This is a genomic window from Citricoccus sp. NR2 (assembly GCF_027594385.1).
Classification (GTDB): Bacteria; Actinomycetota; Actinomycetes; order Actinomycetales; family Micrococcaceae; genus CmP2.
Genome location: NZ_CP115154.1, coordinates 467696 through 480346, shown reverse-complemented (window position 1 = coordinate 480346; position 12651 = coordinate 467696). Strand labels below are relative to the sequence as shown.

The following is a 12651-nucleotide window of genomic DNA, read 5'->3' as shown; positions in this document are numbered from 1 at the left end:
GGTCCTCACCTAAGAAGCACTCTTCACTTCTCAACACCAGCACCAGGAAGCACGGAACACCATGGATGTCACGTTAAACGCAGTGGGTCTGCAGTACCCGGGCGCGGATCGTCTCGCCGTGAGCGACGTCAATCTGCACATCGCCGACGGCGAGTTCCTGGTGCTGGTGGGCCCCTCCGGCTGCGGGAAGTCAACCACGCTGCGCATGCTCGCCGGATTGGAGCTGCCCACCGAGGGCACCATCCATTTCGGCAACGACGACGTGACCACCACGCCTGCCGCCGAGCGTGACATCGCCATGGTGTTTCAGAACTATGCGCTCTACCCGCACATGTCCGTGGAGGGGAACATGGAGTTCGCGCTGAAGAACTCCGGTGTCGAGAAGCAGGAGCGCCGTCGCCGCATCAATGAGGCGGCGCGCCTGCTCGACATCACCCCCTACCTGGACCGCAAACCCCGCGCCCTCTCCGGTGGCCAGCGCCAGCGCGTGGCCATGGGCCGAGCCATCGTGCGCGACCCGGAAGTGTTCTTGATGGACGAGCCGCTGTCCAACCTGGACGCCAAACTGCGCGTGCAGACCCGCACCCAGATTTCCGAACTGCAGCGCCGGCTCGGCGTCACCACCGTCTACGTCACCCACGACCAGACCGAAGCGATGACCATGGGCGACCGGGTGGTGGTGATGACCGCCGGGCGCATCGAGCAGGTCGGCACCCCGAAGGAGCTCTACGACCGGCCCGCCACCCTGTTCGTGGCCGGATTCATCGGCTCACCCACCATGAACCTGCTGCCCGGCACCGTCGTCGCCTCGCCCGAAGGAGGGATCGCGGTGCGCGTGGGCAAAAACCTGCTGCCCGTGCCGAACGGCGTCACCTTCGACCACGACGACGTCGTGGTCGGCATCCGCCCCGAAGACCTGGAGCTGCGCGGCACCGGGACCGATAGCGACACCGACGACCACGTGACCATCAACGTTTCCCTCGTGGAATCCGTGGGGTCCGATGTGTACGTCTACGGCAGCCCCGACGGTGATGAATCCACCCGGATTGTCGCCCGCATCGGCAAAGAACACCAGCCCGAAGCCGGGGAACGCCTCACCCTGGCGGCCGCTGCCGACCGCGTCTTGTTCTTCGATGCGACAACAGAACGCCTCGTCAGCGCCGGAGCCTGAGTAGAATTACTCTCAACGGTCACTTAATGGTTGAAGGACCGTTCCTGGCGGAGGGGGGTGACGATGGTGTGGGTCGGCCGCGAAGCAGAACGACGTAGACTGCGTGAACTCCTGAATACCGCCACGTTGCCCCCGGGCGCGGTGCGCTTTGTTCAGCTCGACGGCGCCCTGGGCATCGGCAAAAGTTCTCTGCTCGCCCACGTGCTCCCCGAGATCATCGCCCGCACCTTCGTGGTGCGCGGCAACCGACTCTTCGCCGACTCTCCGCTGGCTGCAGTGCGCGCCCTGTTAGAGGAACTGCTCGGCCAGCCGCTGGAAGAATTGCTAGCACGGGCCACCCCGGCCGCGCTCGCCCGCCACGGCGCCGAGGCCCTGGGTGAGCAACCCACCGTGATCGCCGTCGACGACGCCCCCTGGCTCGACGAGGCCTCCCAAGAACTGCTGGACGAGCTACTGCTGGCCCCCATTGCCAGCCCGCTGATCCTGCTGCTGGTGCACCGCATCGAGGCCGAACCCCACCGGCTCATCTCCGCCGCCCGCCGCCGCGGCGCCTTCCACGACCACATGACCCTGACCGGAATCCCGGACCGGCAGATCGACCAGTTGGTCTCCGACCTGCGCCCCCAGCAACGCCGTGCCGTGGTCGACGTCGCCCAGGGCAACCCGCTCTTCGCCCGCACCGCTCTGGCCGGATTCCGTCGCCACCCCTCCGCCCGCCGGGTGGACGAGGTGCTCCGCCTGGAAGAAGGCAGCCACGCCGCAGTGCTCAGCGCGGCTATCGTTGACGACGTCGCCTCCCTCACCACCCCCGGGCGCGCCGTGATCGAGGCGATGGCCGTGCTGGGCCGGGACGATGACGCGCACACCGTAGGCGAACTGGCCGGGGTGGACGAGCCCACCTACCGCACCGCTGTGCAGGAGCTCACCGGAGTGGGACTGCTCAGCACCGGCGTCCGTGAGGCGTTGCACCCGGTGGTGCGCTTCAGCGTGTACCAGGGCATCGAACCCGCCCGCCGCGTCACCGCCCACCGCCGCGCCGCCGAACTGGCCCAAGATGAACTGCTCACCCGCGCTGAACACCTAGCCCACGCCGCGGCGTATCTGGGCGAGCAGGAAACCTCCGTACTCATCGACGCCGCCCGGCTCGCTGTGGTGTCCGAACCGCACACGGTGTTGCGTTGGCTCAGTCAAGTCCCGGCCGAAAACCGCAGCCTCGCCTCTGAAACCCTGTTGGCTCGGGCCGAAATGCTCAGCGGCGAGCACGAGCGCGCGACCATCCGTCTGCAAGCACTGCTGGCCGTGCACGAAACCGCCGAGGCCCGCATTCTGCTGGCCAACGTGTTGCGCATCCGCGGGGAACTCCACGAGGCCCGCAGCGTGCTGGCGCGAGCGGTGAATGACGACGATGCCGTCACCCCGGCCCTGCTGCGTGAGCTGATCGACGTCATCGGGCTCATGGACGGCAGCCCTCCCTCCGACCTCGTGGCCCGGCTCGAAGCCACCCCGGGGGAGGAGAACCGGATCACCGGCATCGTCTACCGGGTCATGGACCAGCTCGCCGCCGGCGACGTCCGCCAAGCGCGCGCCGATTTCGCCGAAGCGCTGACCTGGCTGATGGCTGCCGACACAGACCAGCTGCGACCGCTGCTGCGCGCCCTGGTCTGCGCGGTGTGGAACGCGTTCATGCTCGAGGAATACGCGGTAGGGGAGGAACTGGCCACGCGCGGGCTGAGCGTGGCACGACGCTTCGGTCAGGCCGATGTGCTGGCGAACCTCGGCGTCGGAAAGGCCTTCTCCCAGGCGCAGCTCGCCCGGATTCCCGACGTCGATGCCACCGCGCTGCAAGCCATTCAAGACGCCGAGCACTTCGCCTCCGACGAGATCGAGGCCATGGCCCGCGCCGCACTGCTGACGTCCGCCCAAGCACAGGCGACCATCCGGCCGGAGCTGCTGCGGCAGCGCTACGACGAGCTGCGGCGCTCGGCCATTCCGCGCTTTGGCTGGTGGCGCCGCGCCGTACTCACCGCACTCACCCGGGTGTCCGCGCTGCTGGGTGAACCGGATCTGCGCAGCGAATTGCTGGGAGAGCCGCGCGACGCGATGGCCCCGCTGCGCTATGCCGACGCCGCCCTGGCTGCCGCCGTGCAGGGCAATGTGGAGTTGGCCGTCCAATTACTGGACGAGGGTGAAGCATTGGCTGAACAGCATGGCTCCCGGGGCCAGATCGGGATGATCCAGATCGCCCGCGCCGAAATGCTCACCCGGCAGAAACAGTTCGTGCGCGCCCGCGAACTCCTGCACCAGGCGCGCGCCGTCTTCGAAGAACGCGGCATGGCCCTGCAACTCGGCCGGGTGCACGGCAGTTTGGCTCGACTCGACGCCGCCGAATCACAAGAACATGACCCGCTGAACGTGCTCACCCGGCGCGAACGCGAGATTGTCGAAGAGATCGGTGCGGGGCTCACCAGCCGCGAGATCGCCGACCACTTCACCCTCAGCCCGCGCACCGTGGAGAACCACACCGCCAACATCATGCGGAAGCTGCAGGTCTCCTCCCGGATGGGCATCGTGGCCCTACTGCGTCGACGCTGATTAAATTTTAGGTAGGAATACCTATTCCGTCCGTCCCGTGAGGGGGAGAAAATTTCAGTGTGACCCCAACTAGTTCTGTCGGCGACTGAGCGCCACCCCTTGCAGAACTCAACAGCGTCTCGGTCGGCCTTCCCTTCGGTCGTACCGGGGCGCTGTTCCCCTCTCTGCACTCGATAGCGCATCAGAGACGAAAGATGGGCAACTCTAGCTGAAAGTTGGTGGCAGAGCACACGCGCTCGTCATGACCGTGATGAGCTGAGGGTGAGTATCGCTATGACGACAACACCGGCGAGGACGACTGCGCGCCGACGGTCGGAGGTGCTGGTCGGGCTCGGGGCGAGCACTCTGTCCTTGTCGGCAGGCGAACCCTCGGGGATGACCCTGCGTGACGCGGAGCGCGCACCGCGGTGGCTCACAGAATTCGCCGACCTCTACGGTGGTCCCGGGCACGCGGCAACGCCTGCTCGTTCTTACTCACCGTGAACCTGGGAGAACTTCTTGCCACCTCATCGTCACCGCACCGATCGCAACCACACTCGGATCAGACCACTCGTAGCGGTCGCTGCACTGGCTACTTTGTCTCTGAGCGGCTGTGGGCTGGCGAATGTTATCGGCTCCGACGACACCATCAGCATCGTGGTGACCGAAAACGCGCCGTTCCAGGAGCCGACGAAAATCGCCGAAAAGCTCTTGGCGGAAGAGGGGTGGGAGCTCGACGCCACCTACGTCACCGACATCATTCAGCCCAATCACGCGGTGAGCAACGGCGAATACGACGTCAATTTCTTCCAGAACATTAGTTACCTGCACCAGTTCAATGAGGACAACAACCTCGACATCGAACCGATCCTGTTCATGTTCGAGCAGCCCTCCGGGGTGTATTCGAGCCGCTACGACTCTCTCGATGAGCTTCCCGAGGGCGCGCAGATCGCGCTGCCGGTGGATACCGCAAATAATGGTCGCGGCATTCGACTACTGGCCCGGGGTGGGCTCATCGAGGTCGACGAGTCCGTTCCGGTGGCGACGCTCAGCGTCGAAGACATCACCAGCAACCCGCGGAATCTCGAGTTTGTGGAAGTTGACCAGCAATCAGTGGGCAGCATCTATCCCGACGTGGATGCGGTGTTCGGGTTCGCACGCTTGCTTGCTGAGATCGATGTGATGCCCGACGAGGTGCTGATCATGGAGTCACAGGAGGAGGCGTTGCCTTTCGCCCTCACCCTGGCCGCCCAGCCCGACTTCGTCGAAAACGAACCGGAGAAGTTTGAGGCGCTGCAGCGGGCGTATCACTCGGACGAGGTACGTGACTGGTACGAGGACTACCTCGACGGACTGCTGACTCCTGCGTTTGATCGTGACCTCGATGCTGCCTGGGCGCAGGTAAACACTCAGAAATAGACGCTCCAACCCTGGCTTCTGGCCGGGCGTGGTGATAAATGTCGAAGTGTCACTCACCACTCGAATGAAGGACATGCCATGACTCACCCTCCACAGCCTCCCTACGAACCCGGCAACAACGGCGGTTCCGGCGAAGGCTCAGAACACAATCCCTACTCCCAGCAGCCGCAGGCATCCGGTTTCGGCAGCCAGGGCTTCACCCCGACCTCCGCCGAAGCCAAGGGCTTCTTCGGAGCGCTCTTCGACTTCAGCTTCCAGAGCTACGTCACGGTGAAGTTCGCCAAGCTGATCTACATCCTGTTGCTGTTGTTCATCGCCCTGTGGTTGGTCTTCGGCTGGCTCATCGCCTCCATCACCTTGATGGGCCAGGAGCCGGTGGTCGGTATTGCCTTGCTGTTGCTTGGCTGGATTCCGGGCGCGGTGATGCTGGTGCTGGCTCGCGTGGGCCTCGAGTTCTACATCGCGATGATCCGTACCGCACAGAACACCGCGGGCACTCGCCAGGAGATTGAGGCGCTACGTCGGGAACTGACGCGACGCTGATTCAGGGCTGACCGAGAATATCTCCGCTCAGAACCGCCAGGAGACCATCGGCGCCGGCTTCGATGGTTTCGAGGGTGGCGTAGAACCCAGAATCAGGCCCGTACCAGGGGTCCGGGACGTCGGTGGCCGAAATGGGCACCGTACTCCCGGGCGCCAGGGCACCGCCGGGGCGCAGGCACCCGGAAGGCGCGACGCTCAGCCCGGTGCCGTCGAACTCTCGCCACAAGTGGATCCGCTCCAGCGGGATGTCCCACCCCTGGGCTAGCTTACCCAGGGCGCGGGCATGCGCGGCCGTCATCGCCAGAATCAGCCCCGAGCGTTCCATCTCGTCGCGGGTAACCTGGTGTGCGCTGTGATTAACCGGCACCGAGTAACCCTGCTCACCGAGCACCTGAGCGGCCGGCGGATAGATCGGGTTGCCGTGCTCCTCATCGGAGACCCCGGCACTCCACACCCGATCCACGGGAAGGTTGGCCAGCATGTCGTCGTCGTCTCGGGCGTCCGCGTGGAGCAGACGCTGATCTAGCACTACTTCGGCCATCGGCGAGCGGCAAATATTGCCGGTGCACACGATGAGAATGCGGGACTGCTCGTGCAGTTGGTCACGGAGTCGGTCGCTGGCGCCCATGGATCAGGCCTCCGGTGCTGACTGCTTCATGAACCAGGCGGCCGAGTCGGGGGCCAGCTGCTGGTTAACCAGGGCGTCGTCGTCGGAGAACACCGCCGCGGTGTACTCCTCCGGGATCGCGGTGGGGGACGCGCCCATGTTGGCCAGCACCAGTACGGTCTGGGTGGGGATCGGCTCCCCGGAGCCCAGGTGCTTGCCGCCGCCGGTGGTCACGGTGAAGGAAACGATGCCCTGGGCCGGATCATGGAAGCGGGACCACTCGAAGGCGCCGGTGCCCAGATCCAGCTCGCCGCGGATGGTGAGCAGCTCGCGGTAGAGCTCGAAGGTGGAGCCGGCGACATCGACCTGCTGGTCCGCGGCCAGCGCCCGGTACTCCTCCGGCTGGGGTAGCCATGGGTCGGCGGGGGTGGCGCTCGCCTCGGCGGCGCCGACGGCGAATCCGTAGCCGGGGGCCTCGGCGCGCCACGGCATCGGCACCCGGCAACCGTCGCGGCCAGTCTCGGGAGCCTCGGTGTTGCGGGTGCGGTGGAAGGTGGGGTCCTCGCGGTGTTCATCGGCCAGGGTGGTGTGGTCGGGCAGACCCAGCTCATCGCCCTGGTACAGGTAGGCGGAGCCGGGCAGGCCCAGCTCCACCATGGCGGCGGCGCGGGCACGACGACGGCCCAGCACGTGGTCGGGCTGCTCGTCCTCGGCGGCGATGCCTTCGGGATAGGAGGTTGGATCGGCGAGCCCGAAGCGGGAGACGTGACGCACCGTGTCGTGGTTGGAGAGCACCCAGGTGTTCGTGGCGCCAACGACAGCCGCCTCGTCGAGCGATTCCTGGATGGCGTCGGTGACTCGCTGCGCGTCGAAGCCCGACACCAGGAACGCGAAGTTGAACGCCTGGTGCATCTCGCCTGCGCGCACGTAGCGGAACAGGCGGAACACCGGTGCCACCCACGCCTCGGCCACCAGGCAGGGCTCGTGGTCATATTCGGCCAGCACCCGGTTCCACTCCCGGTAGATCTCGTGCACGCCATCTTGATCGAAGTAGGGGGTGGGCGGCACGAAGTTCTCGCGGTCGATGAACTCGGGCAGGTCACCGGCATCCTTGACCATGTTGGCGAAGCCGGCGTAGGGGGGCAGGCCCTCGGCCTTGATCATGCCGTGGGCCACGTCGACGCGGAAACCATCGACGCCGCGGTCCAGCCAGAAGCGCAGAATGGACTCAAACTCGGCGTGGACTTCCGGGTTTTCCCAGTTCAGATCAGGCTGCGAGGTGTCGAAGAGGTGCAGGTACCACTCGCCGGGTGTGCCGTCGGGGTTTTCGGTGCGAGTCCAGGCGGGGCCGCCGAAAATGGAGGACCAGTCGTTCGGGGGCAGTTCGCCGTTGTCGCCCGTGCCGGGGCGGAAAACGTAGCGGTTGCGGGCGGGCGATCCTGGCTCGGCGGCCAGAGCCTCCACGAACCATTCATGGTCCCAGGAGGTGTGGTTGGGCACCAGGTCCACAATGATGCGCAGCCCCGCATCATGGGCGGTGCTGATCAGCTCATCGGCGTCGGCGAGGGTGCCGAAGCGCGGATCAACGTTGCGGTAGTCGGCCACGTCGTAGCCGGCGTCGTGCTGCGGGGACACGTAGAACGGGGAGAGCCACAGGGCGTCGACGCCGAGGCGCTGCAGGTAGGGCACCTGGGCGATCACACCGGGCAGATCCCCCATGCCGTCGCTGTTGCCATCGGCGAAGGAGCGCGGGTAGACCTGGTAGATCACCGCGTCCACCCACCACGGGTTCGAGGGACGGTTGCGGGCCTCCGAGGGAGGGGTGCTCAGCGGCGCCGGCTGCCCCGTATGCGCGGCGGTTGGAGGGACGGACGACGGCGCATGATGCGGTGCAGGAGTCATGGGGTCCAGCCTAGTAGTTCCACCCCGTCGACGTCAGATCGGGCTCACGTCAGCTGGCGCGGCCGCGCTGGCGCACCGTGATCCACCGGCGCACCAGGCGCTGGTTGGCAATCATCGCGGTGGGAGCATCACCTTGTTCGAGGGCTTCGAGAGCGGTGGCGACGTCAAACACCGAGTCATCGGGCCAGACGAATCGGGCGAGACCGCCGTAGTCGAGCTCCAGATAGGCATCCGGGTGGAAACTTTCCAGCCAGGTCACCAACCCAGTGAGATCCTCCAGTACCTCCCAGTAGGGTGCGTGCAGGGACACCGTGGCAGCGGCGCGGCGGGCACGCTCTTGGGCCAGGGTGAGGCGGGTGATGCGCCGGGCGGTGAACGCCCCGGTGTGCGGGTGGGTGCCGGTCACCACCTGGTCGGGAAACTCGGTGCTCAGCTGGGTTTCGGTGCGGGAACGCGCGTCGTCGCCAAAGAGCGTGAACCAGGCCAACGGAATACCCCAGACGGCAGCGCGAGTGTGCACCGGGCGCTCATGGTGGTCCTGGGGCAACCGCACCGGGCCGTCCCCGGTAACCAGCCGCGCCACGTTCTTCTCGCGGGTGCGTTCCGGCACCATCATCCAGTACAGATGGTCGTTCTGTAAGTCCCGCTCCAGCCGGGTGGCGGCCATTTCCGAGCGCAGTGCCAGTTCTTCGGGGCAGAAGAATTCGGAGTGCCCGGCCACCGCGCCGTCGTGCGGACCACCCACCTGGGTGGGGCTGTTATCCGGGCGGTCTTTGGCCGGCACCCTGAACCGCAGCACCCGCACCAGCTCGGGTAGCTCTGGCCGCGGGAATGGGTTGAGCTCGCGGGCGTAGTTGCGGGCCTCGGCGCGCTGGGCCGACGCCGCTTCCACGGCGTCGCGATCGCGCGGGGTCGCCCGGGCGATGTGGGTGGCCATCCGGTCGTCGAACCGGCTCAGTGGCTCGTAGACCCGCAGCTCTGCCTGAAACTCCATCCGCGCCGTCCTGACCTCAGCCCAGTTCCACCACAACGGGGGCGTGGTCGGAGGCGCCCTTGCCCTTGCGTTCCTCGCGGTCGATCCACGCGTCGGTCACCGATTCCGCCAGGGCGGGGGAGGCCAGCACGAAGTCGATACGCATGCCCTCCTTCTTGGGGAACCGCAGCTTCTGGTAGTCCCAGTAGGTGTAGACGCCGGGCCCGGGGTGGCGGGGGCGCACCACGTCCACGAACCCGGCCGACTCGAAAGCGTGGAACGCGGCACGTTCGGGTTCCGAGACGTGCGTGAGGCCCTCCTCGAGGAAGTACTGCATGTCCCAGACGTCCTCGTCCTGCGGGGCGATATTCCAGTCCCCGGTCAGTGCCAGCCGTGCCGAGGGGTCCGCTTCGACTTCGGCGACGGCGTGGGCGCGTAGCCGCTCCAACCACTCCAGCTTGTAGGGCATGTGCTCATCATCCAGCGCCCGGCCGTTGGGCACGTACAGTGACCAGATCCGCAGCGGCTTCTCGCCTGAGCTGGAGTTCTTCGTGCCGACGACGGCGGAGATGGCGCGCGCCTCCTGCACCGGGTCCACGCCGTTTTTGCCGAACGCCGGCTGTTCCGGGAAGGTGCGCTGCACGTCGTCGAGACCCACCCGGGATGCGATGGCCACCCCGTTCCACTGGGAGAAACCGAAGTGCGCCACATCGTAACCGGCGCGCTCGAACAGCTCCCAGGGGAAGTTGTCGTCCTTGCACTTGGTCTCCTGGATGGCCAGCACGTCAGCGTCGCTGCGCTCGATCCAGTCTTCAACACGGTCTGCGCGGGCGCGCAGGGAGTTCACGTTCCAGGTGGCGATCTTCATGGTTCCCACCCTATCGAAACTGCACCGCGCGGAAACCGCTCAGCGCCACCAGGTGTCGAGGATCGTGGTCGGGGTGGTGCGCTTGTGCCGGGTGCGCAGATAGATCGTCTCCAGCCTCTCGGCCGATGCCGCGTCGATGTCCCGACCCTCGAGGTAGTCGTCGATGTCGTCATAGCGCAGCCCTAATTCATCCTCATCGGCGCGGCCCGGGTTCTCGGTCAGCAGATCCGCAGTCGGAACCTTGGACCACAGCGACTCTTCAGCGCCCAGGTGCCGGGCCACCCCCCGTACCTGGCGCTTGTTCAGCCCGAACAGCGGCAGCACGTCCGCTCCGCCGTCGCCGAATTTGGTGAAGAAGCCGGTGACCGATTCGGCGGCGTGATCGGTGCCGACCACCAGGGCTCCGCGCTCGCCGGCCACCGCGTACTGGGCGATCATCCGCATCCGCGCCTTGACGTTGCCGCGGTGGTAGTCGCTCAGCGGGGCGCCGAGCGCAGCATCAACGTCCTCAGCCAGGGCGTCTACGGCGGGGCCGATCTGCAGAGCGGCTTCCTCATCTGCGCGGATGAAGCGCAGCGAGCGCTGGGCGTCGTCCTCATCGTGCTGAGTGCGGTAGGGCAACCGCAGCGCAGTGAACGTAACTGAGGAATCCGGATCGCTGGCGCGAATTTGCTCGACGGCGAGCTGGCAGAGCCGGCCGGCCGTGGTGGAGTCGACACCGCCGGAGATTCCCAGCACCAACCCCTGGGCCCCGGTGGTACGGAGATAGTCAGCGAGGAACTGCACCCGGCGCTCCACCTCGGCGGCGGGGTCGATCTCGGGGGCCACGCCCATCTCACGGATGATCTGCTTCTGGAGTTCACGCATGAGCACCAGACTAGGCCACCGGTGTTTCATCCAGATGTCATGTACATAAGTACTTGCGATGGACTCCATAAAAACCTTTCGGTTTTCTAATGACTGTGAGGCATGTCACGCTGATGCCAACGGAGTTCATCCTCTGCCCACTGCACCTCAGGAGTTCATCATGCGGAAGAAACGCACCATCGTCGTCGGCTTGACCACGGTTGCTCTCGTGGCCAGCCTCAGCGCTTGCGGCCCCAACGGGGGCGCGGACCAGGCTGGCGGAGACTATCCCACCAAGAACATTGAATTGGTGGTCGGCTTCGCCGCCGGTGGACATAACGACTCGGTCGCACGAAAGTTTGCCGAGGGCCTCGGCGATGAACTCGGTCAGCGGGTGCTGGTCGTCAATCGTGAGGGTGGCGGCGGAGCAATTGCCACGACCGAGGCCAAGAACGCATCACCTGATGGGTACACCCTGCTCTTCGCTCCGACCGGCGCATTCACGTCGACGATGTTGCAACAGAGCGTTTCATACGAAATCGAGGATTTCCGCTCGATTACCCCGGTGGCTGAAAACACCTTCGTCGTCGCTGTTCCCGCCGATTCGCCCTATGAGACTTTCGAGGACCTCCTCGACGCCGAAGGCCGACTGACCTTCTCTGCCTTCGGCGAAGGACATAACACCCACCTGATCGCAGCAACGATTGCGGATAAGTACAACTTGGATGCGGAGTTGGTTGCCTTCAACGGGAGCCCGCCAGCACTGCAGGCCATTGTCAATGGCGACGTGGATTTTGGCATCCAGGACGTGACTTCGGCGCTGCCGCGGATGGAGTCGGGCGAAATGCGGGCCTTGGCGGTCACGACCGACTATGTTCCGGCCAAGGTTGAGGAAATCAGCCCCGGCATCCCCTCGATTGATGAATATGATCTCGAAGAGGCGCTGTTCGCGGGATCGCAGGCATTGGCCATTCAGCAGGACGCTCCCGATGAGGTCGTGGAGGCACTGCGTGAAGCATCTGAGACCGTTACCGGCTCGGACGAATTCGTTCAGTTCATTGAGGACTCGGGTGGCACCGTTCCCGACGTCGATGGCGAAGAATGGTTCACGGACTATATGCCCTACGAGCTGGAGCGGTTCCGCTCACTATACGAACAGCTGGAAATTCCCATCGCAGAGTGAGGCTTCCTGCCAACAACGGCGACACATCACCAGCGCCGATTCGAGAGAGAAGTGACATGGAGTCCGTGGCGATAGAACAGCAGGCTGAGGATCACGAGGCCACCCCGGTCGAGCCGGCGGAGCAAGACAAGAGCATCACCGATTGGTTCTCACCCGTGTTGGTTGCAGTGGTGGGCATGGGGCTCTTGTTCCCCTCGATTCAGCTCGGTGTGGGCACCTTGAACCATCCGGGTGTTGGCCTGTGGCCCACGATCAACGCAGTGCTGCTGATCTTGATGGCGCCGTTGATGATGCTGGGTCGTCAACGTGTTGAGTTGCCCACCTGGCGCGGGGTGACCAACGTGATCGGCATCGCTGTGCCACTCCTCATCTTCGTCCCGCTCTACGACTGGATGGGACTGATCGGTGCTGGGGCAGTGGCCATGTTCGTCATCGCTAAATGGGTGGGCAAGATGAGCTGGATTGGCTCGTTGATCATCACCATCCTGGTCCCCTCGACGGTGTACCTCGTTTTCGCGGTGGCATTGGGAGTCAATCTTCGTGCGTTCTAAGTGCGCACTCATCCGAC

The 12651-nt window shown here is 65.3% G+C and carries 11 protein-coding genes; 6 read left to right on the top strand and 5 right to left on the bottom strand.

Going from position 1 to position 12651, the window contains the following annotated elements:
- Window positions 1–61: 61 nt before the first annotated feature.
- The 4 genes from O1A05_RS02240 (at window position 62) to O1A05_RS02225 (ending at window position 5704) form a co-directional block, all read left to right on the top strand.
- Entirely contained in the window at window positions 62–1171 is a 1110-nt protein-coding gene (locus O1A05_RS02240) for an ABC transporter ATP-binding protein (protein WP_270106475.1), read from the top strand.
- 63 nt (window positions 1172–1234) lie between these two features.
- Window positions 1235–3763: a LuxR family transcriptional regulator gene (locus O1A05_RS02235; protein WP_270107479.1), complete on the top strand. Its 2529-nt coding sequence runs from the start codon at window positions 1235–1237 to the stop codon at window positions 3761–3763.
- 576 nt (window positions 3764–4339) lie between these two features.
- Window positions 4340–5161: a MetQ/NlpA family ABC transporter substrate-binding protein gene (locus tag O1A05_RS02230; protein WP_270106474.1), complete on the top strand. Its 822-nt coding sequence runs from the start codon at window positions 4340–4342 to the stop codon at window positions 5159–5161.
- Between the two features lie 78 nt (window positions 5162–5239).
- A complete protein-coding gene (locus O1A05_RS02225; RefSeq protein ID WP_270106473.1) occupies window positions 5240–5704 on the top strand; it encodes a DUF4282 domain-containing protein in 465 nt (154 codons plus the stop codon).
- Between the two features lies 1 nt (window position 5705).
- On the opposite strand, the gene O1A05_RS02220 is transcribed toward O1A05_RS02225, so the two are convergent.
- Genes O1A05_RS02220 through nadE form a run of 5 tightly spaced genes read right to left on the bottom strand, consistent with a single transcriptional unit; the run spans window position 5706 to window position 10921 of the window.
- Complete coding sequence (locus O1A05_RS02220) at window positions 5706–6332, bottom strand: low molecular weight protein-tyrosine-phosphatase (RefSeq protein ID WP_270106472.1); 627 nt, start codon at window positions 6330–6332, stop codon at window positions 5706–5708.
- Between the two features lie 3 nt (window positions 6333–6335).
- Window positions 6336–8213 carry a glycoside hydrolase family 13 protein gene (locus tag O1A05_RS02215; protein ID WP_270106471.1) on the bottom strand — a complete coding sequence of 626 codons (1878 nt, stop codon included), beginning with the start codon at window positions 8211–8213 and terminating at the stop codon, window positions 6336–6338.
- A 49-nt stretch (window positions 8214–8262) separates the two neighbouring features.
- A complete protein-coding gene (locus tag O1A05_RS02210) occupies window positions 8263–9207 on the bottom strand; it encodes a hypothetical protein (RefSeq protein ID WP_270106470.1) in 945 nt (314 codons plus the stop codon).
- 16 nt (window positions 9208–9223) lie between these two features.
- The gene (locus tag O1A05_RS02205; RefSeq protein ID WP_270106469.1) at window positions 9224–10054 is read right to left on the bottom strand and encodes an exodeoxyribonuclease III; all 831 of its coding nucleotides are present in this window, start codon (window positions 10052–10054) and stop codon (window positions 9224–9226) included.
- Window positions 10055–10093: 39 nt separating this feature from the next.
- The gene (nadE, locus tag O1A05_RS02200; RefSeq protein WP_270106468.1) at window positions 10094–10921 is read right to left on the bottom strand and encodes an ammonia-dependent NAD(+) synthetase; all 828 of its coding nucleotides are present in this window, start codon (window positions 10919–10921) and stop codon (window positions 10094–10096) included.
- A gap of 160 nt (window positions 10922–11081) precedes the next feature.
- Here nadE and O1A05_RS02195 point away from each other — a divergent pair, with 160 nt between their 5' ends.
- Window positions 11082–12083, top strand: a complete 1002-nt coding sequence (locus tag O1A05_RS02195; RefSeq protein WP_270106467.1) for a tripartite tricarboxylate transporter substrate binding protein — start codon at window positions 11082–11084, stop codon at window positions 12081–12083.
- Between the two features lie 65 nt (window positions 12084–12148).
- Window positions 12149–12634, top strand: coding sequence for a tripartite tricarboxylate transporter TctB family protein (locus O1A05_RS02190; protein ID WP_270106466.1), 486 nt, complete (start codon window positions 12149–12151; stop codon window positions 12632–12634).
- Window positions 12635–12651: the final 17 nt, after the last annotated feature.